Annotated in this window: 28 protein-coding genes and 1 pseudogene; 16 read left to right on the top strand and 13 right to left on the bottom strand. The window is 70.0% G+C overall.

Annotated features, from left to right (window positions below; translation table 11 throughout):
* Positions 1-172: 172 nt before the first annotated feature.
* Positions 173-736 (top strand): TetR/AcrR family transcriptional regulator, encoded by a 564-nt coding sequence (locus ABGB12_RS12350; RefSeq protein WP_347677121.1) that lies wholly within the window; start codon positions 173-175, stop codon positions 734-736.
* Positions 737-850: 114 nt separating this feature from the next.
* Here ABGB12_RS12350 and ABGB12_RS12345 read toward each other — a convergent pair whose 3' ends face one another.
* Together ABGB12_RS12345 and ABGB12_RS12340 are read right to left on the bottom strand one after the other, a co-directional pair.
* Complete coding sequence (locus ABGB12_RS12345; protein ID WP_347677119.1) at positions 851-1522, bottom strand: response regulator transcription factor; 672 nt, start codon at positions 1520-1522, stop codon at positions 851-853.
* The gene (locus ABGB12_RS12340) at positions 1519-2631 is read right to left on the bottom strand and encodes a histidine kinase (RefSeq protein ID WP_347677715.1); all 1113 of its coding nucleotides are present in this window, start codon (positions 2629-2631) and stop codon (positions 1519-1521) included. Before ABGB12_RS12340 ends, ABGB12_RS12345 begins: the two co-directional genes overlap by 4 nt.
* Before the next feature lie 131 nt (positions 2632-2762).
* Between ABGB12_RS12340 and ABGB12_RS12335 the strand changes: the two genes are divergently transcribed.
* The 8 genes and pseudogenes from ABGB12_RS12335 to ABGB12_RS12300 all read left to right on the top strand — a co-directional run bounded on the left by ABGB12_RS12335 (position 2763) and on the right by ABGB12_RS12300 (position 8762).
* Positions 2763-3671: an ATP-binding cassette domain-containing protein gene (locus tag ABGB12_RS12335; protein ID WP_347677117.1), complete on the top strand. Its 909-nt coding sequence runs from the start codon at positions 2763-2765 to the stop codon at positions 3669-3671.
* On the top strand, positions 3668-4447 hold the full coding sequence (locus tag ABGB12_RS12330; RefSeq protein ID WP_347677115.1) for an ABC transporter permease: 780 nt from the start codon (positions 3668-3670) through the stop codon (positions 4445-4447). Before ABGB12_RS12335 ends, ABGB12_RS12330 begins: the two co-directional genes overlap by 4 nt.
* Positions 4448-4661: 214 nt before the next feature.
* Positions 4662-4850: pseudogene (locus ABGB12_RS12325) on the top strand (pyridoxal-phosphate dependent enzyme); the annotation flags it as partial.
* On the top strand, positions 4850-5110 hold the full coding sequence (locus tag ABGB12_RS12320; protein WP_347677713.1) for a tryptophan synthase subunit alpha: 261 nt from the start codon (positions 4850-4852) through the stop codon (positions 5108-5110). The pseudogene ABGB12_RS12325 and the gene ABGB12_RS12320, both read left to right, overlap by 1 nt.
* Entirely contained in the window at positions 5107-6306 is a 1200-nt protein-coding gene (locus ABGB12_RS12315; protein WP_347677113.1) for a cytochrome P450, read from the top strand. The genes ABGB12_RS12320 and ABGB12_RS12315 overlap by 4 nt, the downstream gene beginning before the upstream one ends.
* The gene (locus tag ABGB12_RS12310; protein ID WP_347677111.1) at positions 6303-6905 is read left to right on the top strand and encodes a TetR/AcrR family transcriptional regulator; all 603 of its coding nucleotides are present in this window, start codon (positions 6303-6305) and stop codon (positions 6903-6905) included. The genes ABGB12_RS12315 and ABGB12_RS12310 overlap by 4 nt, the downstream gene beginning before the upstream one ends.
* 350 nt (positions 6906-7255) lie before the next feature.
* A complete protein-coding gene (gene sigJ / locus ABGB12_RS12305) occupies positions 7256-8212 on the top strand; it encodes an RNA polymerase sigma factor SigJ (protein ID WP_347677109.1) in 957 nt (318 codons plus the stop codon).
* Positions 8213-8288: 76 nt separating this feature from the next.
* Positions 8289-8762: a carboxymuconolactone decarboxylase family protein gene (locus ABGB12_RS12300; RefSeq protein WP_347677107.1), complete on the top strand. Its 474-nt coding sequence runs from the start codon at positions 8289-8291 to the stop codon at positions 8760-8762.
* A gap of 118 nt (positions 8763-8880) precedes the next feature.
* Here the strand turns inward: ABGB12_RS12300 and rox are convergent, their stop codons facing one another.
* On the bottom strand, positions 8881-10314 hold the full coding sequence (gene rox / locus ABGB12_RS12295; protein WP_347677105.1) for a rifampin monooxygenase: 1434 nt from the start codon (positions 10312-10314) through the stop codon (positions 8881-8883).
* 717 nt (positions 10315-11031) lie between these two features.
* Positions 11032-11466 (bottom strand): VOC family protein, encoded by a 435-nt coding sequence (locus ABGB12_RS12290; protein WP_347677103.1) that lies wholly within the window; start codon positions 11464-11466, stop codon positions 11032-11034.
* 96 nt (positions 11467-11562) lie between these two features.
* Here ABGB12_RS12290 and ABGB12_RS12285 point away from each other — a divergent pair, with 96 nt between their 5' ends.
* The gene (locus tag ABGB12_RS12285) at positions 11563-12027 is read left to right on the top strand and encodes a MarR family transcriptional regulator (protein ID WP_347677101.1); all 465 of its coding nucleotides are present in this window, start codon (positions 11563-11565) and stop codon (positions 12025-12027) included.
* Between the two features lie 96 nt (positions 12028-12123).
* Here the strand turns inward: ABGB12_RS12285 and ABGB12_RS12280 are convergent, their stop codons facing one another.
* Positions 12124-12309, bottom strand: coding sequence for a hypothetical protein (locus tag ABGB12_RS12280; RefSeq protein WP_347677099.1), 186 nt, complete (start codon positions 12307-12309; stop codon positions 12124-12126).
* Positions 12310-12313: 4 nt separating this feature from the next.
* Here ABGB12_RS12280 and ABGB12_RS12275 point away from each other — a divergent pair, with 4 nt between their 5' ends.
* Both ABGB12_RS12275 and ABGB12_RS12270 read left to right on the top strand, forming a co-directional pair.
* Entirely contained in the window at positions 12314-12592 is a 279-nt protein-coding gene (locus tag ABGB12_RS12275) for a hypothetical protein (RefSeq protein WP_347677097.1), read from the top strand.
* A gap of 158 nt (positions 12593-12750) precedes the next feature.
* Positions 12751-13992: a DNA-directed RNA polymerase subunit alpha C-terminal domain-containing protein gene (locus ABGB12_RS12270; RefSeq protein ID WP_347677095.1), complete on the top strand. Its 1242-nt coding sequence runs from the start codon at positions 12751-12753 to the stop codon at positions 13990-13992.
* Between the two features lie 129 nt (positions 13993-14121).
* Here ABGB12_RS12270 and ABGB12_RS12265 read toward each other — a convergent pair whose 3' ends face one another.
* Positions 14122-14604 carry a hypothetical protein gene (locus tag ABGB12_RS12265; protein ID WP_347677093.1) on the bottom strand — a complete coding sequence of 161 codons (483 nt, stop codon included), beginning with the start codon at positions 14602-14604 and terminating at the stop codon, positions 14122-14124.
* A 179-nt stretch (positions 14605-14783) separates the two neighbouring features.
* The gene (locus ABGB12_RS12260; protein ID WP_347677091.1) at positions 14784-15302 is read right to left on the bottom strand and encodes an FBP domain-containing protein; all 519 of its coding nucleotides are present in this window, start codon (positions 15300-15302) and stop codon (positions 14784-14786) included.
* 65 nt (positions 15303-15367) lie between these two features.
* Between ABGB12_RS12260 and ABGB12_RS12255 the strand changes: the two genes are divergently transcribed.
* Complete coding sequence (locus tag ABGB12_RS12255; protein ID WP_347677089.1) at positions 15368-15943, top strand: WHG domain-containing protein; 576 nt, start codon at positions 15368-15370, stop codon at positions 15941-15943.
* Between the two features lie 54 nt (positions 15944-15997).
* Here ABGB12_RS12255 and ABGB12_RS12250 read toward each other — a convergent pair whose 3' ends face one another.
* Together ABGB12_RS12250 and ABGB12_RS12245 are read right to left on the bottom strand one after the other, a co-directional pair.
* Positions 15998-16330: a YnfA family protein gene (locus ABGB12_RS12250; RefSeq protein ID WP_347677087.1), complete on the bottom strand. Its 333-nt coding sequence runs from the start codon at positions 16328-16330 to the stop codon at positions 15998-16000.
* Between the two features lie 160 nt (positions 16331-16490).
* A complete protein-coding gene (locus tag ABGB12_RS12245) occupies positions 16491-16997 on the bottom strand; it encodes a hypothetical protein (protein WP_347677085.1) in 507 nt (168 codons plus the stop codon).
* A 138-nt stretch (positions 16998-17135) separates the two neighbouring features.
* On the opposite strand from ABGB12_RS12245, the gene ABGB12_RS12240 reads away from it, so the two are divergent.
* A complete protein-coding gene (locus ABGB12_RS12240; RefSeq protein ID WP_347677083.1) occupies positions 17136-17669 on the top strand; it encodes a DUF488 domain-containing protein in 534 nt (177 codons plus the stop codon).
* 34 nt (positions 17670-17703) lie between these two features.
* Here ABGB12_RS12240 and ABGB12_RS12235 read toward each other — a convergent pair whose 3' ends face one another.
* Together ABGB12_RS12235 and ABGB12_RS12230 are read right to left on the bottom strand one after the other, a co-directional pair.
* Positions 17704-18216: a DUF3995 domain-containing protein gene (locus ABGB12_RS12235; RefSeq protein WP_347677081.1), complete on the bottom strand. Its 513-nt coding sequence runs from the start codon at positions 18214-18216 to the stop codon at positions 17704-17706.
* Entirely contained in the window at positions 18216-18572 is a 357-nt protein-coding gene (locus ABGB12_RS12230) for a helix-turn-helix transcriptional regulator (RefSeq protein WP_347677079.1), read from the bottom strand. Before ABGB12_RS12230 ends, ABGB12_RS12235 begins: the two co-directional genes overlap by 1 nt.
* Before the next feature lie 147 nt (positions 18573-18719).
* Between ABGB12_RS12230 and ABGB12_RS12225 the strand changes: the two genes are divergently transcribed.
* Positions 18720-19733, top strand: a complete 1014-nt coding sequence (locus ABGB12_RS12225) for a zinc-dependent alcohol dehydrogenase family protein (protein WP_347677077.1) — start codon at positions 18720-18722, stop codon at positions 19731-19733.
* Positions 19734-19883: 150 nt separating this feature from the next.
* A complete protein-coding gene (locus ABGB12_RS12220; RefSeq protein WP_347677075.1) occupies positions 19884-21182 on the top strand; it encodes an erythromycin esterase family protein in 1299 nt (432 codons plus the stop codon).
* Between the two features lie 13 nt (positions 21183-21195).
* Here the strand turns inward: ABGB12_RS12220 and ABGB12_RS12215 are convergent, their stop codons facing one another.
* Positions 21196-21858: a response regulator transcription factor gene (locus ABGB12_RS12215; protein WP_347677073.1), complete on the bottom strand. Its 663-nt coding sequence runs from the start codon at positions 21856-21858 to the stop codon at positions 21196-21198.
* The gene (locus tag ABGB12_RS12210; protein WP_347677071.1) at positions 21855-23021 is read right to left on the bottom strand and encodes a histidine kinase; all 1167 of its coding nucleotides are present in this window, start codon (positions 23019-23021) and stop codon (positions 21855-21857) included. The genes ABGB12_RS12215 and ABGB12_RS12210 overlap by 4 nt, the downstream gene beginning before the upstream one ends.
* Positions 23022-23120: the final 99 nt, after the last annotated feature.

Below are 23120 nucleotides of genomic sequence, written 5' to 3'. Positions count from 1 at the left end.
CGGAAGAGCATCGATGACTCCATTAGTGCGACAAATGATGCATTAAGATGCTGCCATAACGCCGCCCCGATGAGCAAACGGATTACCAGCGATGACTCCCGCAGTTCCAGGACCCGAGGGCATCCGGCCGTCGACCCGACGCAGACCCGGTGGCCGTACCGCCCGTATTCGTATGCAAGTACTCGACGCGGTCCGCGCGGAGCTCGGCGAACACGGTTATGACGGGCTCACCATGGACGCCGTCGCCGCCCGCGCCGGCGTGCACCGCGCAACGGTGTACCGACGCTGGGGGGACGTCGGCGGCCTGCTCGCCGACGTTTTCGACGCGGCGAGCGGCGACGACTGGGAGCCGACGGACACCGGCTCGCTGGAAGACGACCTGGCGGCACTGAACGACGAGATCCAAGCGGCCATGACCGCACAGCCGTCGATCATGGCAGCCCTGATCGCCGCCTCATTCCGCTCCGAGAAAGCCGCCCACGCCCAGCAACGGCTCTGGGAGGACCGCTACACCCGCTGTGAGATCGTCGTCAGCCGGGCTGTCCGGCGCGGCGAACTCCCGCCGCGCACCGACGCCCGGCGACTGCTCATCGCCGCCACCGCGCCGCTGTACCACCACCTGGTGCTTCTCCGTACGTCGCCCGACCCTCGATTGCCCGGCCACGCGGCCAGGACCGCCGCCCTCGCCGCGGCCGCCGGCGCCTTCGCCGAGCCCCCGCCGGCGGGCGACATCTGAGCGAGGCTTCCCCGACGCAGCCTGAACCGGGCAGCAGAGAGTTCCGAGTCGAGCCGTCGCCGCCGAGGGCGGAACGACGTACGCGCTGTCCGGGCGGTGTCTGAGCGCACGGCTTCAGGGCGCGGTGGCCAGGCCGGATTCGTAGGCGAAGATGACCAGTTGGGCTCGGTCCCGGGCTTCTGTCTTGGCGAGCAGGTTGGTCAGGTGGGTTTTGATCGTGCTGGTGGCCAGGACCAGGTCGGCGGCTATTTCGGCGTTGGACATGCCTCGGGCCACCCGGACCAGGACGTCTCGTTCCCGGTCGGTGAGGGAGGCGAGGATCCTGCGGGACGGGGTGGATTCGGGGAGGCGGTCGGCGGGTGACGGGGGCGTGGCGGTGAAGCGTTCGATCAGGCGGCGGGTCGCCGCCGGGGTCAGCAGGGCCTCGCCGGCCGCGACCACGCGGATCGCCGTCAGGAGGTCTTCGGGGGGCGAGTCCTTCAGGAGGAAGCCGCTGGCGCCTGCGCGGAGGCCGGCGAAGACGTACTCGTCCAGGTCGAACGAGGTCAGGATGATGACGCGGATGGACGGGTCTTCGGTGATCTTCCGGGTGGCGTCTATGCCGTTCACTCCCGGCATGCGCACGTCCATCAGCACCACGTCGGGGCGGAGGGCGGCGGCCAGGTCCATCGCCTCGGCGCCGTTCTCCGCGGCGCCCACGACCCGCATGCCCGGTTCTGTGTTCAGGAGGGCCGAGAGCGAGACCCGAAGGAGGGCCTGGTCATCGGCGAGCATGACTCGGATCATCGACGGTCCTCGTCCGGTGTGAGGGTCGTTTCTTCGGGGGCGTAGGGGAGCCGGGCCTCCACCTGCCAGCCGTCCGGGGACACGGGCTCGGCGCTCACCGTGCCGCCGTAGAGGCGGGCTCGTTCCTTCATGCCGGGGATGCCCTGGCCCTCGCCCCGCACAACGACCGGTCCTGGGTTGCGCACCCGCAGGCGGACGCCGTCGGCCTCATGGGTGACGTCGATGGTCGCCGATCTGGTGGCGGCGTGCTTCACGGCGTTGGTCAGGGCCTCCTGGACGATCCGGTAGGCGGCAAGGCCGGCTCCTGCGGCCAGCGGACGCGGGGCGCCGTGGATCGCCAGTTCGGTGCGCAGGCCCGCCGCGGACGCCGCGGCGACCAGGCCGCCCAGCTCGTCCAGGCCGGGTTGGGGGGCGAGGCCGTCGGCGTCGTCGCCGCGCAGGAGGCTCATCAGACGGCGCATCTCCGCGAGGGAGGAGCGGCCGGTCCGCTCGATCGTCTCGACGACCTCGTGGAGCGGGTCGTCGGGGGCGGAGCGCAGGCGCGCGATGCCGGCCTGGACGGTCATCAGGGTCACCCCGTGGGCGACGACGTCGTGCAGTTCGCGGGCGATCGTCAGGCGTTCCGCGGCGATCCGGGCCTCGGCTTCGGCGTCGGCGCGGCGGCGCTGCTGGTCGGCGAAGGCGTCCATCCACGCGCGGCGCTGGCGGACGGCGTCGGCCAGCACGCACGGCGGCAGCGCGACGATCAGCGGGACCACGACGAGCTCGAGCGGGGTCATGCCGTCCTGTCCGAGGACGATCCCCTGGGCCAGCAGCCAGGTGCCGGCGGCGGTGAGGACGGCCGCGCGTCTGGACCGGACGGCGGCCGAGTAGGAGGCCAGCATCCAGGCGGCGGGTTGCAGGGTGGCTTCCAGTTCGAGGACGAACAGGTAGGTGATGGCATTCGTCCAGATCAGGACGGGCACCGGGTACCTGCGGCGGAGCAGGACCGGCGCCGTGACCAGGAGCAGGGGCAGGAACAGGCCGGGCTCGCCGTCGCCGTCTGCGGCGAGCCCGGCCAGCAGCAGGATGGCGAGGGCGTCCAGGGCCGTCCAGTGCCACGGGCGCATCGCGTTCACGACACGACCGTATGACACGGTTCGTCCCGCTGCTTCCCCCCACGGTCCGAAGCGTGATCGGCACCGTGGGCGGAAGCGGCCCGCCCGCCCGATCGGCGACCGTGGAGCCCGGGAGGCACAAGATGATCGAAGTCACAGGTCTGGTCAAACGCTACGGCAGGACCGTGGCCGTCGACGGGCTCACCTTCACGGTCCGTCCGGGACGCGTCACCGGGTTCCTCGGGCCGAACGGCGCGGGCAAGAGCACCACGATGCGGCTCGTCCTCGGGCTCGAGCGGGCGGACGAGGGCCGCGTCCTGATCGGCGGGAGGCCACTGCGCGAGCTCGACCGGCCGCTCACCCGGGTCGGGGCGCTGCTGGACGCTTCAAGGGCGCATCCCGGGCGGACCGCCCGAAACCATCTGCGGGTGATCGCGGCGGCCAACGGCATCGGGGATCGCCGGGTGGACGCCTGCCTGGAGCTGACTGGGCTGGCCACGGTGGCGGGCCGCCGGATCCGCGGGTTCAGCCTGGGCATGCGCCAGCGGCTCGGCATCGCCGCGGCGCTGCTCGGCGACCCCGGCGTCCTGCTGTTCGACGAACCGGCCAACGGCCTGGACGCGGAGGGCGTCCAGTGGGTCCGCACCCTGATGCGGGACCTGGCCGCCGAGGGACGGACGGTCTTCGTCTCGTCCCACTTGATGGCCGAGATGCAGAACACCGCCGATCACCTGATCGTGATCGGCCGCGGCAGGCTCCTGGCCGACGCACCCATCGGCGACCTGGTGGCGACGGCGTCCATCGAGCTCCGGGTACCCGAGGCGAAGACGGGCGCGGCGGTCGGGCTGCTCGCACGAGCCGGCGGAGACGTCACCGTCGACGGCGGCGCCCTGCTCGTCAAGGGCATCGACGCGACCCGCGCCGGAGAACTCCTCCTCGGAGCCGGCATCCCGATCGTCCACCTCGCCGAACACCGAGCCTCCCTCGAGGAGGCCTACCTGGACCTCACCGGCGAAGCAGTCGAATACCGCGCTCTGGAAGGGCAGTCATGACGGATATCCGGTACATCGTGCGGTCGGAGTGGCTCAAGCTCTGGTCGGTGCGGTCGACGTGGTGGTGCCTGGGTGCGGCGGCGGTGATCGTGCCGGTGTTCGGGGCGCTGGCGGCGTCGGCGGTCGATCCCGTCGAAGCCGCGGCGCTGCCCAAGGCATGGCTGGCCGAGGACGGGTTCGACCCGCTCGAACCACTGACCGCCGTACTGCTGGCGCAGTTCGTGTTCGGGGTGCTGGGAGTGCTGACGGTGACGTCGGAGTACTCGACGGGGCAGATCCACAGCTCGCTGCTGGCCGTCCCGCAGCGGCGGCGGCTCTTGGCGGTGAAGCTGGTGGTGCTGGTCGCGGTCGTCACGGTGGTGTCGTCTGTGCTCACGTTCGGGACGTTCTTCCTGACCCAGGCCCTCTACCCGGACGGGCTCGGGATCGGGCTGGGCGACGGCGGCGCTTGGAAGGCCCTGCTCGGCAGCGTCGCCTACACGGTCTTCATCGCGGTGTTCGGGTTCGCGGTCGGCGCGGCGGTGCGCAGGACAGGGGCGGCGATCACGGTGTTCATGGTGGTGACGTTCGTGGTGATGAACGCCCTGCCCGCGGTGTTCCCCACCTCGCTGCAGGAGAACGCCGTCCGCTACACCTTCATCGGGCTCGCCGAATCGCTGACGACGCTCCAGCCGGATCCGCAGCCGGGAATGCCCGTGGCAGCTCTGCTCCTGGCCGCTTACGCCGCCCTCGTACTGGCCCCGGTGCTGCTGCTGGCGGAGCGGCGGGACGGTTGATCAGATCGCGGTAGGCTTCGGGCATGTCTGTTGCCGCCCTCGCGGCTGCCGGGCGCCTGCGCGGCGGGTGCACGGTCGGCGGGTCCGGTATGCGGTCGGCTCCGATCCCGGCCAGGTCAACGGGATGCGATGGCTTCGCGCGCCGCGCATGGCGCAGGGCGTCTGAGGAAGAACGTTTCTCCTCCGCGGGCCGCAGGCCCGGCGAAAAGGGCTGGGCGCCCGCGTGTTCCTCAAACGTGAGGATCTGAACCACACCGGCTCCCACAAGATCAACAATGTGCTCGGCCAGGCTCTGCTCACCAAGCGGATGGGCAAGTCCAGGGTGATCGCGGAGACCGGCGCCGGTTCGCACGGGGTGGAGACCACCACCGCCTGCGCACTGTCCGGTCTCGAGTGCGTCATCTGAGCGGGAACATCCAGCTGCTGACCGACGTCTTCGCCCAGGCCAAGGCCGAGAGCCGGGCCGTGCTCATCGCCTACCTCCCGGTGGGCTTCCCGACCGTCGATACGGCCATCGAAGCGATCATCACAGTCCTCGACGCCGGCGCCGACATCGTCGAGGTCGGGCTGCCGCACCGCACTCCGGGTGCGCTCGGTCTCGGCTGCACGTCCGGTGTCCTTTTCTTGACGCGAGGCTTGATATGTCTCATATTAGCGACATGAACGTGGAGATGTTCCAAGGATACGAGCCGGCGACGAGCGGCTCCTGGCGCGATCCGTTCGGCATGTACGCCGCCCTGCGCGACCACGACCCCCTGCACCACGTCGAGCAAGGGGACTTCTGGGTGCTGTCCCGGTTCGCGGACGTTTGGGAGGCCACCCGGGACACGGAGACGTTCTCCTCGGCCGAGGGGCTGACCTTCACCTACGGGGAGAGGGAGAGGATCGGGCTCGGCGAGGCGGCGCCGATGGTGATGCTGGACCCGCCCGAGCACACCGAGTTCCGCAGGCTGGTCAGCCGGGGATTCACCCCCCGCAGGGTCGCCGAGATCGAACCGGAGACACGGGCGTTCGTCCGTGAACGGCTGGACGCGATCGCCGGCAAGGACGAGGTCGACATCGTCGCGGAACTGTTCAAACCGCTGCCGAGCTTCGTCGTCGCCCGCTACCTGGGCGTACCGGAGGCCGACAGGTCCAGGTTCGACCGGTGGACCGAGGAGATCGTCGCCGCCAACGCCTACGGGAACGCGCTGTCGGCCGGAGAGGCGGTGGCGGAGCTGTTCGCCTACTTCAGCGAGCTCATCGAGCGGCGGCGTGCCGAGCCCGGCGACGACACGATCTCCGCGTTGAACGCCGTCTTCGGCGAGGAGGACCCCCTGGGCCCGCTGCGCATCCTCGGATTCGCGTTCACCATGGTCGCCGGAGGCAACGACACCACCACCGGCCTGCTCAGCGCCGGATGCGGGCTGCTGTCCGCCCACCCCGACCAGCGGGCCGCGCTGGTGGACGACCCGGGCCTCATCCCCGACGCGATCGACGAGCTTCTGCGCCTGACCAGTCCCGTCCAGGGGCTGGCCCGTACCGCCACCCGCGACGTGGAACTGCACGGCAAGGTCCTTCCGGCCGGACGCAAAGTGCTGCTCCTGTACGGCTCGGCCAACCGGGACCCGCGCGAGTTCGGCCCCGACGCAGGGAGCCTCGACATCACCCGCAGGCCACGCCGCACCCTGAGTTTCGGTCACGGCGCGCACCACTGCCTCGGCGCGTCGGCGGCACGTCTTCAGGCCCGGATCGCGCTGGAGGAACTCCTGTCCCGCTATCCGCACTTCGAAGCGGACGTCGAACGCGGCGTCTTCGCCCCCGGCCACTTCGTCCGCCGCTTCCAGTCCCTGCCGTTCCGCCCGGGAGCGTCGGCATGAACCGGCCATGGTTGCGGGAGGAGCGCACCGGCCTGGCCGCGGAACGCATCCTCGACGCTGCGGGCGGGGTCTTCGCCGAACGCGGAGTCGAGGCCACCGAGATGAGCCACATCGCGCGGGCCGCCGGATGTTCGCGCGCCACGCTGTACCGCTACTTCGAGAGCCGCCAAGCCCTGCAGGTGGCGTACATGCACCGCCAGACCCACCGTGTCGTGGACGACGTCGCCCGCCGCCTCCAGCATCTCACCGACCCGCGCGAACGCCTGGTGGAGGCGGTCCAGGCCGCGCTGGCCGCGGTGCGGGAGAATCCGGTCCTGGCCCCCTGGTTCACCGGCGCGGACAGCGCGCACACCGCCGGCCTGGCCGACGCTTCCCCCGTCCTGCAGAGCCTGTGCGCCGCGTTCCTCGGCGACCCGGAGGATTCGGACACCCAGGAGCGCGCCCGCTGGCTGCTGCGGGTCATCCTCTCGCTGCTGTCCACGCCCGGCCGGGATCCAGGCGATGAACGCCAGATGGTCGAGCGGTTCGTCGTTCCCGTCCTGCTGGCGCCCGTCGGCAGGACGACCCGGGACGACCACGGGTGCGCCCCGCCCGTCTGACGGCCGACCGCGGTCGGCCACCCGGCCAGGTTGAGCTGCATGCGGGCGGTCTTCTGGTCTGAGTAAGAGGAAGACGATCGCGATCCGCGCCATCAACGACTCGGTGCTGCATGCCAGGGACCGCGATCAGCTCGTGGTGTTCGCCTACGAATCCGGTCTCGTCACTTCACGGCGCGGCGGTCACTGACTCCCGGGCGTAGTGCGGGTTCCGTCGCAGCACATGCAATGACTCCTTCGCCGGGCTGCCGCACGACCTCAGAATTTTGAAGCGGTGCGTCGGGCCTCACGATCCGGTGCGCTGTCTCGTCGAACTGGTGAGAGCGGACGCGGCCAAAGGAGACGGCGACACCATGATCACCCCATCGGAGCCAGGGCACGACCGGTCTGACCCGGGGCTGAGCGCGATCATGGGCGAGCGGCGTCAGCTTCTCAATCTCGCCTACCGGCTGCTCGGTTCCCTGGCCGAGGCCGAGGACGCGGTGCAAGAGACCTACGCCCGCTGGTACGCCATGTCGCGGCGGCAGCAGGAAGCCATCGCATCCCCCGGCGCCTGGCTGACGACGGTCGCCAGCCGCATCTGCCTGGATTTGCTCGGCTCGGCACGAGTCCGGCGTGAGCGCTACGTGGGCCCATGGGTTCCCGAGCCGCTGCCCGACCATACGGAGTGGATCAGCGGTCGGTCGGACGGCGCCACGGTCGACCCGGCCGATCGGGTCACTCTCGATGAGTCGGTCAACATGGCTTTTCTCGTCGTGCTCGAAGCGATGACACCGGCAGAGCGCGTCGCGTTCATCCTCCACGATGTCTTCCGCTATTCCTTCCCCGAAGTGGCAGAGATCGTCGGCCGCACCCCGGCGGCATGCCGCCAGCTGGCCTCCTCGGCCCGCCGCCGCATCCACGCCTCGCAGGCTCGCGCCATCCCGGCGACCCGGCAGGCCGACATCGTCAGGGACTTCAAGCGCGCATGGGAGGCCAAGGACATCGACGCCCTCATCGCCCTCCTCGACCCCGACGCCACAACGATCGCCGACGGTGGCGGCCTGGCCAGCGCCGCGCTCCACCCGATCGAAGGCGCCGCGCGGATCGCACGCCACTGCCTCGACATCGCCGGCAGGGCACCCGACGACGTGACGATCCTGGAGCGTACGGTCAACGGCCGACCCGGTCTGGTGTTCCAGCAAGAAGGCGTCACCGTGACGGTGTACGCGTTCGAGATCGCAGACGACCGGATCAAACACATCTGGGCAGTACGCAACCCCGACAAGCTGCGGCCCTGGACGGCAGGCCGAGACAGGCGGGAGACGTAGACCGCTTCGGGCGGCTCACACTTCGCCGGGCTGTTTCGTCGGTGGGTATGAGAACGGACACGAAAAGGAGATCAGCATGGACGCACGTTTCGCCTACGCTGGCAACCCGGTCGCGGCCAAGGTCGCGAAGTACATCGTCTCGGCGGGCAAGGTCGTGGCGGACTCGACGCTGCCGGCCGCGACCCGGCACCTGGTGGAGATCCGTGCCAGCCAGATCAACGGCTGCGGCTTCTGCCTCGACATGCACACCAAGGACGCCGCGCACGCCGGGGAGACCCAGACGCGCCTCAACCTGGTCGCGGCCTGGCGGGAGGCCACGGTCTTCACCGAAGCCGAGCGGGCCGCCCTGGAACTGACCGAGCAGGGCACCCGCCTCGCCGACGCCGCCGGGGGCGTCACCGACGAGGCCTGGGCCGACGCGGCCAAGCACTACGACGAGGAGCAGCTCGCCGCCCTGGTATCCCTCATCGCCCTCATCAACGCCTGGAACCGCATCAACGTCATCATCCAGCAGCCCGCCGGCGACTACCAGCCCGGCCAGTTCGGATAGAGGTGCCGCTGCGCGTCAGGCCCGGTGGGACGAACCCCGGCAGTCCGATCCCACCGGGTCTGACCCGCCGAGCCCGGCCGGAGGCGGGTCTCCCGCCTTTCGAATCGCGACCGTGCGCTCAGCCGGCGGCGCCGAACCACTTGGGCAGTCGGCCGAGCAGATCCTGCTGGTCTTCACCGACCCACGCCACGTGGCCGTCCGGCCGCAGCAGCACCGCGGGCACATCCAGTTCCTCGGCGGCGTCGATGACATCGACCACATGGTCGACCCGATCCGCCCAGCCTTCCACCGAGAGCCGGCCGGTCTGGTCGAGCAGCAGTCCGCGGCCGCCGTGCATCAGTTCGTAGAGGCGGCCCTGCTTCAACTTCACGTCCCGCAGCCGCCGACCGAGCAGTTCGTGGCCCTCGCCGAGGTCGTAGCGGACCCCGACCGCGGTGATCATCCCGGTCACGTACCGGTTCACCTCCTCGAAGTCCATCAGCTTCGAGAACAGCTCCCGCAGCGCGGTCGGACCAGGATCGGTCCCCAGCAGCGTGATCTGCGCGCGGGTGTTGTCCAGCACGGCGGCGGCCACCGGGTGCCGTTCGGTGTGGTAGCTGTTCAGCAGTCCTTCCGGTGCCCAGCCGTTGACCTCGGCTGCCAGTTTCCAGCCGAGGTTGAACGCGTCCTGGATGCCGAGGTTGAGCCCCTGCCCGCCGGTCGGCGGGTGGATGTGCGCCGCGTCGCCGGCCAGCAGCACCCGGCCGACCCGGTAGCGTTCGGCCAGCCGGGTGGCGTCGCTGAACCGGGAGAGCCAGCGCGGTGAGCGCGCGCCGAAGTCGGTGCCCGCGAAGACCCGCAGCTGCTGCTTGAACTCCTCGAGGGTCGGCGGGGCCGTGCGGTCCTCGGCCACCCCCTCGGCGGGCACGACGACACGGTACATCCCGTCCCCGAGGGGGCTGGCGCCGAACCGCAGCTGGGTCTTGCGGACTTCCTCGACGGTGGCGGCGACCGTCACCGGGTCCTCGGTCACCTGCATCTCGCCCAGCAGCGTCTCGACCTTGGCGGGCTCGCCGGGGAAGCCGACGCCGAGCAGCTTGCGCACCGTACTGCGGCCACCGTCGCATCCGACGAGGTAGCGCGAGCGCAGATGCGTGCCGTCGGCCAGCTCGACGGTCACCCCGTCCTCGGTCTGGCTCAGCCCGACCACTTCGCGTCCGCGCCGGATCTCGGTGCCGAGTTCGAGGGCGTGCTCGTTGAGCAGCCGCTCGGTGACCGGCTGCGGGGTCGCGAGTCCGTACGGGTGCGCCGTGTCCAGCAGGTCCGGCCACGGCTTCATGATGCCGCCGAAAAGGCCGCCGACCTGGAACTTCTCACTGACCGCGAGGAACCTGTCCAGCAGGCCGCGCTGGTCCATCATCTCGACGCTGCGCGCGTGCAGGCCCTGCCCGCGGGACTGCCCGGTCGGCTCGGTCAGCTTCTCCAGCACGAGCGTGTGCACGCCGTGCAGCCGCAACTCGCTCGCCAGCATCAAACCCACCGGTCCGCCGCCGACAACGATCACGTCGATCATGAAACCCCCCATTCGACAAAGCCGCGTTTCGGCCAGCTGCTCCGTGCGGTCCGGCGGCGCACACCCGCATCGCGAGTTCCACCGCCGGTTCGACATTCCGCGCGATTTATACGTCGATCAACAAAGAACACGTATTTCGCGAACCCTTGATCCCCGTAGGTTCTGGCCCCGGCCGATGATTCTGCAGCACGACCAGGGTCTTGCCGCAAGCCCCCAGGTGCGCTATATGTTAGGAGTGGCAAGGAGTGGTTTATCTCCTTGCCTTTGCCTTTTCTCGTCCGTTGTGGACGAGCGCGGTGCCCGCCCGGGCGGATCCCCGGCCTCGCCGGGTGCGGCGCGTCCGGGGACCCTGTGTGAGGTCTACGGGTCAGGAGGCGTAAGCCGAAGCAGGCCTTCGAGGAGTCTGAGTGCAGAAACCGGCGCTAGCCGGTGGGCGCTCGGGGAGCGAGGGGCTAGGCGGGGTTGGCGGTCTGGCTTTCGAGTCCTTGGTCCTTGGTGGAGTAGCGCGCGTATCCGATTCGGATCGGCGGTGCCGTCGGCGCGACCTCGGCCGGCGTCACCGGAGGCAGCGCCTGCCAGGTTGCGCCGGGCCTGCGCCCGCCGGGGACGGGCACGGCGAGGGCGCCATCGCGTCGCAGTTCGGGCAGTCGTAGCGCTCGACTGCCGCGGCGGCCTCCTCGGGCGTCGGATCCACAGTCTCAAGTCTCGCAGAACTGGTCATTTCTGCGAGACCCGGATTCCGTCGGAGCTGTGTCCTGGCCGGTTCGCGCGGGGTGGGTCAGCCGCCGTGGCGGTGAGGGTGTAGCCCTCGGGGCCGGTGAAGGTGAACATGCGGCCGAAAGGGCCGTTCTGCGGCGGGGTGAGAATGGGGACGCCTGCGGCGGAGAGGTGGTCGTGCAGGGCCTGGGCGTCGTCGGTGGCGAGCCAGAGGGCGATGCCGAGGCCGGGCCGGCCGCTGTCGAGGTCGGTGCCGGGCAGGGGCTCGCGGACGGCGAAGGGGATGGGCCGGGTGTCGAAGACGACGGCGTGCGGGGGCGCGGCGGGGGCGCGGGTCAGGCCGAGGTGCTGCTCGAAGAAGGCGGCGGCGGCTTCGACGTCGCGAACCTGGAGGGCGAGGAAGTCGGGTCCGGTCACGGTGGCGGTGCTGGTCATGGGTGCTCCCGAGATGCTGGATGATCGAGTTTCGATGTCAGGACTTTGACATGCTCGACGGTATGTCCAGCTCCCCCTCTATGTCAAAATGCTGACATGGGTGAGGGAAGGCGGCCCGAGCCGCCGCATGAGGCCAAGGACGTCACCGAGCACGTGGGCTACCGGCTGAAGCGGGCGGCCGCGGCGCTGCGCACGGCGATGGAGCAGGCGCTGCGCGAGCACGATCTGACGGTGCCGCAGTATTCGTGCCTGGAGCTGCTGGACGAGCGGCCGGGGATCTCCGGTTCGGATCTGGCGCGCGGGACGTTCGTCACACGCCAGTCCTCGGCGGTGGTGCTGCGCGGCCTGCAGCAGGCCGGGCTGGTGACGCGCCCGGCGGCCGCCGAGCACGGACGGGCGCTGCCGGTCCACCTCACCGACCAGGGGCTGGCACGCCTGCGGGCCGCGAGGGCCGCGGTGTACGAGGTGGAGCGGCGGATGATCGCCGCGGTCCCCGCCGCCCGCCTGGAGGCTCTGCTGGTCGACCTCGACAAGATGGCGGCCGCTCTTGGCGAAGCCTGAGGCCGCCGGGATGACGGCGGGCGGGCCGGGCGTCATGATCGCCCGGCCCGCTCTGCTTCGGCGGCCTGGTCACCGCGCCCCGTTCGGAGAGCCAGGTCAGCCCTTGGCGGCGGACTCGGCCTCGGAGCCGGTGATCCCCAGGTTGGCGTAGGCGACGGGGTCGGCGTACTCCCACACCTTGACGATCTGGCCGTCGGAGATGTCGACCTTGAAGATGTAGACGTTGCGATAGACCAGCTTCTCGGCGGTCGACAGGATGTCGCCGTTGGCCTGCAGGAACACCGAGGTGCCGTCTTCGCTGCTCGATCCGGACGCCGTGGTCGGCGAGGTCCGCGGCGCCCACGAGGTGGCGGCTTTCTTCGCCGGACGGGCTCAGGCCGCCCGGCTCGCCCTGGTCGACGGCGCTCCGGCGGCCGTCTGGTCGTACCGCGGCCGACCGAAGGCCGTTTTCGAGTTCACGATCAGCGACGGGAAGATCACCCGCATCGCCATCGACGCCGACCCGGACCGGCTCCTCGACCTCGACATCGTCTTTCTTCCCGCCGACAACAAGGAGGAGCAATGAACTCTGCTTCCCGACCGGCCGGCAGTCGGTCGCGAACCGGAGGCCCGTGAAGAACGTCTGGTAGGTGAAAGATCTTGGGAGACGATGCTCTGAGGAAGGTCACCATGGCCCTACGAAAGTCCTGGCTCTCGGATGACGACTCGTTGTGTCGTCCCTTTGTGCCGATTGACTGGCCGCTGCCCATCAGCTACTTCGGCGTTCATGTCCGGACGTACAACTGTCTCAGGCGCGCGGGGATCTACACCATCGGCGAACTGGTCGTCCGTAGCGAGCGGGATCTGCTGGAACTCGAGGGAAGCACCCCGGAACTCGTAGAGGAGCTCAAAAGGGAGCTCGCCGCCATCGATCTCTCGCTGCGGGTCGACCCGTCCGACGACGTTCCCAAGCACGTCGCCTTCATCAGGCACGACTACCGGGTGTCCGTCCGCGCGGTGGCCTTCCATCCCGGCGGCCGTCTTCTCGCGACCGCCGGCTGGGAGGAGAAGTCCTGCCTGCGAGACGGTTCCACCGGCAAGGTCGTCGGCGACCCCGCCAACCCTCTCGCCGCCGTTCTCGAAGCCGATAAGAGCCAAGGGTCATGGGACGACTTCGAAGCCTCGCGGACGGCACGGCTCTGGGACACCGTCACCGGTGAACCCGTCGGCGTCCCGCTCACCGGCCACACCGACAAGGTGTGGGGGGTGGCTTTCCACCCGGACGGGCATCTGCTGGCCACCGCGAGCTCGGACGACTCGGCGCGGTTGTGGGACACCGCCACGGGAGAGCCTGTCGGCAACCCTCTGTCCGGCCACATCAGGAACGTCTACACGGTGGCCTTCCACCCCGAGGGACACCTGCTGGCCACCGCCGGGTGGGACACCGGGGTGAGGCTGTGGGAGGTCTCCAACAGAAGGCTCATCACCCTGTTCGACGGCCATGACAGCACCATCCACTCGGCGGCCTTCCACCCCGGCGGCGACTTCCTGGCCACCGGCTACGGAGACGGCACGGTACGGCTGTGGAGCCTCGACGGCGATTCCCTAGCTGTGCTCACCGGCCACACCGAGGGCATCAAGGAGCTGGCCTTCCATCCTGACGGCGAGCTCCTGGCGACCGCAAGCTGGGACGGGACGGTACGGCTGTGGGACACCAGGGCAGGCCAGGAGGTCGGCGTCCTGCCCGGCCACGGCCAGGGCGCCAACACGGTGGCCTTCCACCCCGAGGGACACCTGCTGGCCACCGCCGGCCTGGACTGCACGGTGCGGCTGTGGGACCTCGCCACCCGTCGGCTCCAGGCCCTTTTCATAGGACACACCTGGTCCACCAACGCGGTGGCCTTCCACCCCGGCGGCGACCTTCTCGCCACCGCCGGCCAAGACGGCGCAGTGCTGCTGTGGCCCCTCCCCGCGCCGCCTTCCTGACCAGGCCCCGTCACGGGGCGTCGGCAAGAAAGGACGCGGCCTGCCGCCTACAAAGCCAAAGGCCCTTGAACTATGCGAACCGGGCCGGTCGTATCGAAGCCCCGCACCCGGATCATGGACACGACGGCATCATTCGGGACCGCCGGATTCCCCGTCGAGTTCCAGGCGCGTGTAGCCGGCCGAATGCACCCCGACCGCGATCAGTCCGAAGAGCAGCATCACCACACCGGCGACCCACCAGATGTGCCAGAAGCCGGCGACCACTCCCACGAAGGAGGCCGCCTGTGCGACCGGCCACGCGACGAGGACCGTCCGGGATCTGGTCTCCCGACCGCGGAAGATCTCCTGCCAGTTGACCATGATCAGGGCGGCCAGAAGAGGAATGGCCACCGCGAAGGAGATCAGGCAGACCTTGCCGGGCGGGGTGGCCGACGTCGACAGGTCGGACAGGAACGGCTGCACCATGATGGTGCCGATTCCGATCAGTCCGACACACATCATGTTCTTCTGCCGGAGCCATTCCCGGCGCAGCGCCGGATCCCGCATCAGCTTCTCGACACGCTCTTGTGTCGAATCTTCCCCTTCTTGCATAATCCCTATCTTTCCAGCCATCCCGCTGGCGGCGGCCGCATACGCCTCGTGAGCACGGCGGCGTGCTCGGGAGCGGTGGTGTGTTCCTGATGCAGGGGCGGGGTCTGGCACCGTTGAAGCAGTGAGCCTTTTCCATCACGCGGTGGCCTCGCGGTTCTGTCCGCGCGCGTGATACTCGTCCGAGCGGCGTGAGCCGGGGATCACTCGCCTTCGGACGGGGGAGTGGTCACTTTGTCGATGAAGGCGGCCAGGTTGAGTCTCATGCGGGCGGTCTTCTCCTCCGAGGAGAGGGTCTCTTCGAGGGTTCCTCCCGCGGTCGTCTGCTTCTTGCCTCTGGTGTAGAGGGAGCAGGCCAAGTCGGTGCACAGGTACTGGCCGACCGTGTTGCCCTGGCGTCCGGCCTCGCCGGTGCGGCGCGCGGTCATCAGGGCCACGCCACCGCCGCTGTGGGTGGTCAGGCACAACGAGCACATGCTGCGTGAGGTGAAGCCGCGCGAGGCCCCGGGTGCAGCCCGGAGCACGATCCCGACCAGGCCGCCGTCGTCGCGTTCGACGACCAGGTAGCCGCGTTCGGGGGCGCCGGGATCACGCCACCCGAGGAAGTCGAGGTCGCCCCAGGGCCGCTCCTCGAGGTCTCTGGGGACGCCCAGACGCTTGGCCTCGCCTTTGGAGCAGTTGACGAACGACCTGCGGATGTCGTTCTCGGTGATCGCTCTCATGTAGGCTGAGGTTAGTTCTCCTAATTCAATTAGGCAAATTCCTTATTCAATTAGTTTGGAATCCCATGGCAGGCGCGGGCATCACCGGTGAACGCATCACCCGGACGGCGGCGGAGCTGGCTGACGAGATCGGCTTCGACAAGTTGACCGTCTCGGCGGTCGCGCGAAGGCTCGGCGTCAAGGACCCGAGCCTGTACGCGCACATCGAGAACGCGCGGGAGCTGAAGGTGCGGGTGGCGCTGCTCGCCTTGGAGGAGATGGCCGACAGGGCCGCCGCCGCGCTGGCCGGCCGCTCGGGCAAGGACGCGCTGGTGGCGTTCGCCGACGCCTACCGCGACTACGCCAAGGAGTACCCGGGCCGGTACGCCGCGGCCCGGTTCGAGCTCGACCCGCAGACCGCGGCCGGTAGCGCGGGCCCCAGGCACTCGGAGATGATGCGGGCGATCCTGCGCGGCTACGAGCTGCCCGAGCCCGACCAGACCGACGCGGTGCGCTTCCTGGGCGGCGCCTTCCACGGGTATGTGAGCCTGGAGATGGCGGGCGGCTTCCGCCACACCCCGCGCGAGGCCGACGCCTCCTGGGCCTGGACTCTGGACACCCTCGACCTCGCCCTCAGAAGCCGATCGAGGAAACCGGCATGACCCGCGCCTTCCGCGAGCGCAGGCCGGTGCCCGGTCCGGTCGGGGCCGAGGATCTCAGGCGCGGGGCGCGTACATGATGACCGCGACGCCGGCCAGGCAGATCAGGGCTCCGGCCACGTCCCATCGGTCGGGGCGGAATCCGTCCATCACCATGCCCCAGGCGAGCGATCCGGCGACGAACACTCCGCCGTAAGCCGCCAGGATCCGGCCGAAGTTCGCGTCCGGCTGGAGTGTGGCGACGAACCCGTAAACGCCCAGGACGACGACTCCGGCACCGATCCACCACAGGCCCTTGTGCTCGCGTACGCCCTGCCAGACCAGCCAGGCGCCGCCGATCTCGGCGATGGCGGCGAGAGCGAACAGGACCAAGGACCGGACGATCGTCATAATCGGCACCTTACCGATCTCTTTGTCCTGTTCGGGCATGTGCCGTCGTGGCGCATCGGCAGCCGTTCCCGGGGTGCCACCGGAATACAGCGGAAAGGGGCCGCGACGGACTTGATGTCACGGCAGAGAGCGAGCGCGGCCTCGGATCCGGGCCGGACCCTCACCCGGGTGGAGATCCGTTTGCTCCTTCATCGAGGTCCGCCGGCTCCTTACGGTCTTTGACCGCCGCGGAACCGACAGCTGCGGCCACTGCCATCAGGATGAACACCGCCGTGCTCGAATTGACGTACGCAGGCACGGCCGAGGGAACGGTATAGCTGCCGCCTTCATCCAGCTCGCACTCGAATCTGAGCGGTAGAAGGCCGACCCCGTAGTTCTTGACGTGCGTCGCCTTGTCCATTCCGACCTCACGGCATGGGCCGGGAGGAGCGGAGTCGGTACCCCCGCTCTCAGCGTCCATCACGGGCAAGGACAGACAGCCCATTCCCCACGCGTACATGCCGAGCGCCGCTCCGAAGGCCATCGACGCGACCGCTCTGAGGAGCTCGCTTCGTGAGCGCCGGCCCCTCCGGACACCCAGCATGATGCCGCGTACCACCAGGGCCAGCGCGACGGCGGCACCGGCTAGGAACCCCGCGAACAGGACCAACCACATCGAAGACCTCACCGGCAGTGATGATCGGACATGGTGATCACCATAGGTCGCCCGAGACAGAACGCGGCCCCTTCCGCCGTATTCCGGTGACAGCCGTTCTCACGTCCTGGATGGTCGGCCGCGAGTTCAGGGCCGCTCCATCTTGGAAGGATGGATGATGTGCAGCCGCTGCTGACCTTCGGCCACGGTACCGCGGGGCGGGAGGAACTGGCCCGGCTCCTTCACGGCGCCGGGGTGCGATCCGTGGTGGACGTGCGCACCGTGCCCGGCAGCCGACGCAACCCGGCCGCGCACCGCGACGTCCTGCGGGAATGGCTGCCCGCGGAGGGAATCGGCTACCGGTGGGAGAAAAGGCTCGGCGGCTTCCGCCGGGCCGCGCCGAACGCCCCCGACACCTTTTGGCGCAACGCGTCCTTCCGCGGCTACGCCGGTCACACCCGCACTCCCGACTTCCTCGCGGCCATGGACGACCTGCTGCGCGAAGCCGGCCGGACCCGAACGGCCGTGATGTGCAGCGAGTCGGTGTGGTGGCGCTGCCACCGTCGGCTCATCGCGGACTTCGCGGTCCTGGCCCGCGGCAGGCCCGTCCTGCACCTGGCCCACGATGGTCGCCTTACCGAGCACCAGCCCACCTCCGGGGCGCGGCTGCAGGAGAACGGACTGCTCGTCTACGACGGGGAGTGATACGCGGGCACCCGCCTGGTCGGCCGGTGCCGGGTCAGGCCGTCGCACTGGCGTGGCCGCGGCCCGCCGTGCTGGACTGGTAGTGCAGGGCCGCCAGACCGAGCAGGATTCCCCAGACGAGGAACCAGGGGCTCCACAGGTAGAGGTGCCACCAGAAGGCATACCAGTCGAAGTCGGCCGGGACCTCGATGGCGCGGACGGCGACCAGCGCCTGGAGCAGTTCGTAGATCCCCCCGTAGGAGACGAGCAGGGCCGCGGCTCCGTAGCCGGCCGTGAGCATCATCCACCGGGGCGGCCGCGGCCAGGCGGGCCGGACCAGCGCGAGCGCGAGCAGCCCGCCGAGCACCTTCAGGCATCCGGTCAGCAGCACGGCCGCCATGGCCGGCGGATCGTCGCGCCACGAGAGGTCCACGGCCCACCGGCCGATCGTGTCGGCTCCGAACTCGCCGCCGAACCCCCAGTAGAAGCTCGGCACCGCGAACACGAACGCGCAGCCCGCAGCCGCATACCCGCTCCAGGACCCCGGCAGTACCCCCCGAAGCCTCATTATCCGGGTACCGCCCGGTCCGCGGCTTCGTGTCGCGTCATCAGTGCCTGAAGGAGTCCTGGGAACGCCTCGTCGATCTCGTCGCGGCGCAGCGTGTTCATGCGTGAGGTGCCGACGTAGTGCTGGCGGATGAGACCGGCCTCACGTAGCACGTTGAAGTGGTGGGTGGCGGTGGACTTGCTGACCGACAGGTCGAACGTGCCGCAGGCGCGGTCCTCGCCGGTGGTGTACAACTCGCCGACGATTCGTCGGCGTACCGGGTCGACCAGGGCCTCGAGCACCTGTTGCAGGCTGATCTCCCGGACGTCCGGGTGAGGGGGGATGCGTTCCCGCTCGCTTCGCCGTACCGCTGCCATCGTCCGTCGACCTCCCGAGCACATCGTACGACACCCGTCAAAGTACGATGGACATCGAAGTTTGACATCCATCGTACTTTCGGTTTGGGTGAGGGGCGGCGGCGCGGCCGGTGCGCCGCCACCACCGATCGGAAAGGGCGACGCGTCATGGTCAAGACGGTGCGGTTCCACGAATACGGAGGACCGGATGTGCTGCGGCTGGAGGACGTGGAGGTCGGCGAACCCGGTCCCGGCGAACTGCTGGTCCGGGTGGACGCGATCGGCGTCAACCGCGCCGAGGTGTTGTTCCGCGGCGGCCACTACATCCAGCCGGTCAAGGAGTTCCCCGCCCGCCTCGGCGCCGAGGCCGCCGGAGTGGTCGAGGCCGTCGGCGCGCACGTGACGGGATTCGAGGTCGGCCGGCCGGTCAGCGTGGTGCCCGCGTTCTCCATGAACGACTACGGCGTCTACGCCGAGCGCGCGATCGTCCCCGCGTCCGCGGTGCTCCACCGCCCCGGCGGTCTCGGCGCGATCGAGGCCGCGGCGGTGTGGATGCCGTACCTGACGGCCTATGGGGCGCTGGTGGAGGTCGGCGGGATGCGTGCGGGGGACGCGGTCGTGCTGACCGCCGCTTCCAGCAGCGTGGGTCTGGCCGCGATCCGGACCGCCCGGCGCGTCGGAGCGGTGCCCATCGCCACCACCCGCACCGGCGCCAAGAAGAAGGCGCTGCTCGAAGCCGGGGCCGCCGAAGTGATCGTCACCGGCGAGGAGGACGTCGTCGAGCGGGTGCTCGACCTGACCTCGGGGCGGGGCGCCGAGCTCGTCTTCGACGCCGTCGCCGGCCCCGGCGTCATCGACCTGGCCAAAGTGGTCGCCCCCGGCGGCACGCTCATCGAGTACGGGGCGCTGAGCGGCGAGGCGACTCCCTACCCGGGATTCGAACTCGGCATGCCCGCGCTCAACATGCGCACCTACACCGTCCACGAGACGACCACCGACCGGCGGCGGCTGCGCCGAGCCGAGGCGTTCGTCTCCTCCGGCCTGGGCACCGGTGCCTTCGAGCCCGTCGTGGGCCGCGTCTTCGGCCTGGAAGAGATCGCCGAAGCACACCGTTACATGGAGGCGGGTGACCAGATAGGCAAGATCGTCGTCACCGTCGACCATCACCCGCGACCCATGTGACCGGAAAACACAGGCCAAGAAGAGGAAGGAGATTGTTCCTTAATGTCAGAACGGGCATATCGCCTTTGAGTACCGGAAGGCAGACCCGGGACAGCTCCGAAGGAGGCGAGGGGAACATGATCCCAAAGGCGGATTCGGGAGGCGTCCGCCGTGTCCGCTGAAGCCGTGACGGGGCCCGCGGAGATCCGGCGGTCGGCACTGCCGCTGGACCTGCCCGCCGACCTCGACCCGCTGCTGGAACGGATCGGCGACGCCCGCCACGTCCTGATCGGCGAAGCCAGCCACGGCACGTACGACTTCTACACCTGGCGGGCCGCGCTGACCCGTCGGCTGATCACCGAGAAGGGCTTCCGGTTCGTCGGAGTCGAAGGCGACTGGCCGGACTGCGACCGGATCCACCGGGCGGTCACCGGGGGAGGATCCACCGACGAGGCCGTGTACGGCTTCACCCGCTGGCCCACGTTCATGTGGGCCAACCAGGAGGTGGCGGAGTTCTGCCGGTGGCTGCGCGGCTGGAACGACGCGCTTCCGCCGGAGCGGCGCGTCGGTTTCCACGGCCTGGACGTCTACAGCCTCTGGGACTCGCTGCTGGCCGTGCGCCGCTACGCGCTGCGCCACTTCCCCGAACAGACCGAGACGATCCTGCGCGCGCTGCACTGCTTCGAGGCCTACGGCCACGACCCGCAGCTGTACGGCCTGGCCACCCGCACGATCCCCGCCTCCTGTGAGGACGAGGTCGTCGGCCTGCTCACGACGGTCCGGAGGACGGCCTCCGCGGACGAGGAGGGCTTCGGCGCCCGACAGAACGCCGAGGTGGTGGCCGGTGCCGAGGGGTACTACCGGGCCATGGTGCGCGGCGGTCCGGACTCGTGGAACCTGCGCGACATCCACATGGCCGACACCCTCGACCGGCTGACCGGTTTCTACGGCGACACCGACGGCGAAGCGAAATCCGTCGTCTGGGCGCACAACACCCATATCGGTGACGCCCGGGCCACCGATATGGCCGCAGTCGGGATGACCAACCTCGGGGAACTGGTCAGGGAGCGGCACGGCGAGGAGGCGGTGGTCCTGGTCGGCTTCGGCACCCACCGGGGCACCGTGATCGCGGGCCGGGAATGGGACGCACCCGCCGAGACCATGCCGGTGCCGCCCGCCCGCACCGGTTCGCTGGAGGACCTCCTGCACGCCACGGGCCTGGACCGCGCGCTCTTCATCGTGCCCCCGCCGGGCCCGGACCGTCCCGGCTGGTACGACCACCCGGTGGAGCACCGGGCCATCGGCGTGGTCTACCACCCCGAACGCGACCGCCTGCGCAACTACGTCACCACCACACCGGGCCGCCGCTACGACGCGTTCCTCTGGCTGGACGAGACCAGCGCCCTGCACCCCCTGCACGGCGAACCGCCCGACGACACCGAACCCGAGACGTTCCCCAGCGCGCTGTGAGCGATCCTTCTGGTCAGCTGGAAGGGGCCACCAGGCCGGCCTCGTAGGCGAGGATGACCAGGTGGACGCGGTCGCGGGCGTCGAGCTTGGTGAACAGGCGCGCCACGTGGGCCTTGGCGGTGGCCACGCTGATCGACAGCTCGGCGGCTATCTCGCCGTTGGACAGGCCGCGTCCCACGAGCGTCAGCACCTCCCGTTCGCGTTCGGTGATGCCGTCCGGAACCCTCCGCGCGGTGGACGGGGCGGGGGAGGGGCGGGCGGCGAACTCCTCGATCAGGCGGCGGGTCACGCTCGGCGCGATCAACGCGTCCCCGGCGGCGACCACGCGGATCGCGGAGAGGATGTCCTCCAATGCCATGTCCTTCACCAGGAAGCCGCTCGCGCCCGCCCGCAGCGAGGCGTACACGTACTCGTCGTCGTCGAACGTGGTGAGCATGAGCACCCGGGTCGCACCGCCGTCCGCGGTGATGGCCCGAGCGGCCTCGATGCCGTCCGTGCCGGGCATGCGGATGTCCATCACCACGACGTCGGGCCGCGTCTCCCGCACCAGGCTGATCGCCTCGTCTCCTGTCCCCGCCTCGCCGACGACGGCCAGGTCGTCGGTGTCGGCGCACAGCACGCGCAGCCCGGCGCGGATGAGAGGCTGGTCGTCGGCGAGCAAGATCCGGACCGTCACCGCGCCGCCTCGGGCAGCGGCAGCCTGGCCTCGACGCGGAAACCGCCTTCGGAGCGCGGCCCAGCGGTGAGGCTGCCGTTCAGCAGGCCGACCCGCTCCCGCATCCCGACCAGCCCGTACCCGGTGCCCGCGTCAACGGGGTCGGAACCGGCGCCGTCGTCGACGACTTCCACGACCAGTTCCTCCTCCTGATAGCCGATCGACACCCGGCAGTGTCCGGTGCCCGCGTGACGCACCACGTTGGTGACCGCCTCCTGGACGATGCGGAACGCCGACAGGTCGACCTCTGCTGGCAGCGGGCGCCGCTCGCCCCGCCACCGCATGTCGACCCGGACGCCGGCGTCCCCGGTGGTCCGGACGAGCTGGTCGAGATCGGCCAGCCCCGGAGCGGGACCACGCGGTGCCGCGGGGTTCGAGGGATCGGTGCGGCGCAGGGCGCCGAGCATCCGCCGCAGCCCCGACAGCGTCTCGCGGCTGGTGGCCTCGATGGCGCTCAGCGCGTTGCGGGCCTCCGCGGGCTGGGTGTCGATGACCCGGCTGCCGACCCCGGCCTGGATGGCGATGATGCCGATGCTGTGGGCGACCATGTCGTGCAGCTCGCGGGCGATCCTCAGCCGTTCGGCGATGACGGCCTGGGCCGCTGTCTGCTCGGCCAGCTGCGCGGCGTGCAGACGGCTCTGCCGGATCGACCCGCCGATCAGCCAGGCGACCACGGAGGCCAGAACGAGCAGCCCGAGGGTGCTGGGCAGTGCCACCGGCGTGATCACGAGCGTGCAGCAGGTCACCTGCGCGAGGAGCACCATCGCCAGGGCGGCGAGGGAGGTACGACGTGAGCTGGTCTTGGCGATGTATCCGACGGCCGTGTCCGTGATCGCCGCGTAGAGGATCCCCACTTCCGGCTTCGGCATCTCCGCCATCGCGGCCGACCAGCCGACCGTCAGCAGCAACAGCGCCGGCAGCGGCCTGCGCCGTACCAGCGACGCCACCAGCAGGGTCAACAACGCGGCCGGGAGGATTTCCACGACGCCGAAGCCCTGCCTGCCCTGGGCCACCGAAAAGAAGAGGACCGGCGGATACAGCAGGCCTCCGCCCCACGCCAGGACCGTCGCCACGGCCGTGATCACACGGCGGGACAACGGGAGACGGGGCACGGAGGGGATCATGCGCCGATCGTAGCGACGGGACCCGGCGGCGGCATCGGCCCGCGGACGTAAGCCCACGGGCTACCGGCCTCCCCGTCGAATGTGACCCGTGGTCCGATG

This window comes from Actinocorallia sp. B10E7 (assembly GCF_039871655.1).
Classification (GTDB): domain Bacteria; phylum Actinomycetota; class Actinomycetes; order Streptosporangiales; family Streptosporangiaceae; genus Actinocorallia.
This window is presented reverse-complemented; position numbering and strand designations above follow the sequence as displayed.

Coding starts and splice junctions, on each gene's coding strand:
- ABGB12_RS12350 (WP_347677121.1), top strand. CDS start 173: ATGCAAGTACTCGACGCGGTCCGCGCGGAGCTCGGCGAACACGGTTAT.
- ABGB12_RS12345 (WP_347677119.1), bottom strand. CDS start 1,522: ATGATCCGAGTCATGCTCGCCGATGACCAGGCCCTCCTTCGGGTCTCG.
- ABGB12_RS12340 (WP_347677715.1), bottom strand. CDS start 2,631: ATGCGCCCGTGGCACTGGACGGCCCTGGACGCCCTCGCCATCCTGCTG.
- ABGB12_RS12335 (WP_347677117.1), top strand. CDS start 2,763: ATGATCGAAGTCACAGGTCTGGTCAAACGCTACGGCAGGACCGTGGCC.
- ABGB12_RS12330 (WP_347677115.1), top strand. CDS start 3,668: ATGACGGATATCCGGTACATCGTGCGGTCGGAGTGGCTCAAGCTCTGG.
- ABGB12_RS12315 (WP_347677113.1), top strand. CDS start 5,107: ATGAACGTGGAGATGTTCCAAGGATACGAGCCGGCGACGAGCGGCTCC.
- ABGB12_RS12310 (WP_347677111.1), top strand. CDS start 6,303: ATGAACCGGCCATGGTTGCGGGAGGAGCGCACCGGCCTGGCCGCGGAA.
- sigJ (WP_347677109.1), top strand. CDS start 7,256: ATGATCACCCCATCGGAGCCAGGGCACGACCGGTCTGACCCGGGGCTG.
- ABGB12_RS12300 (WP_347677107.1), top strand. CDS start 8,289: ATGGACGCACGTTTCGCCTACGCTGGCAACCCGGTCGCGGCCAAGGTC.
- rox (WP_347677105.1), bottom strand. CDS start 10,314: ATGATCGACGTGATCGTTGTCGGCGGCGGACCGGTGGGTTTGATGCTG.
- ABGB12_RS12290 (WP_347677103.1), bottom strand. CDS start 11,466: ATGACCAGCACCGCCACCGTGACCGGACCCGACTTCCTCGCCCTCCAG.
- ABGB12_RS12285 (WP_347677101.1), top strand. CDS start 11,563: ATGGGTGAGGGAAGGCGGCCCGAGCCGCCGCATGAGGCCAAGGACGTC.
- ABGB12_RS12265 (WP_347677093.1), bottom strand. CDS start 14,604: ATGGCTGGAAAGATAGGGATTATGCAAGAAGGGGAAGATTCGACACAA.
- ABGB12_RS12260 (WP_347677091.1), bottom strand. CDS start 15,302: ATGAGAGCGATCACCGAGAACGACATCCGCAGGTCGTTCGTCAACTGC.
- ABGB12_RS12255 (WP_347677089.1), top strand. CDS start 15,368: ATGGCAGGCGCGGGCATCACCGGTGAACGCATCACCCGGACGGCGGCG.
- ABGB12_RS12250 (WP_347677087.1), bottom strand. CDS start 16,330: ATGACGATCGTCCGGTCCTTGGTCCTGTTCGCTCTCGCCGCCATCGCC.
- ABGB12_RS12240 (WP_347677083.1), top strand. CDS start 17,136: ATGGATGATGTGCAGCCGCTGCTGACCTTCGGCCACGGTACCGCGGGG.
- ABGB12_RS12235 (WP_347677081.1), bottom strand. CDS start 18,216: ATGAGGCTTCGGGGGGTACTGCCGGGGTCCTGGAGCGGGTATGCGGCT.
- ABGB12_RS12230 (WP_347677079.1), bottom strand. CDS start 18,572: ATGGCAGCGGTACGGCGAAGCGAGCGGGAACGCATCCCCCCTCACCCG.
- ABGB12_RS12225 (WP_347677077.1), top strand. CDS start 18,720: ATGGTCAAGACGGTGCGGTTCCACGAATACGGAGGACCGGATGTGCTG.
- ABGB12_RS12210 (WP_347677071.1), bottom strand. CDS start 23,021: ATGATCCCCTCCGTGCCCCGTCTCCCGTTGTCCCGCCGTGTGATCACG.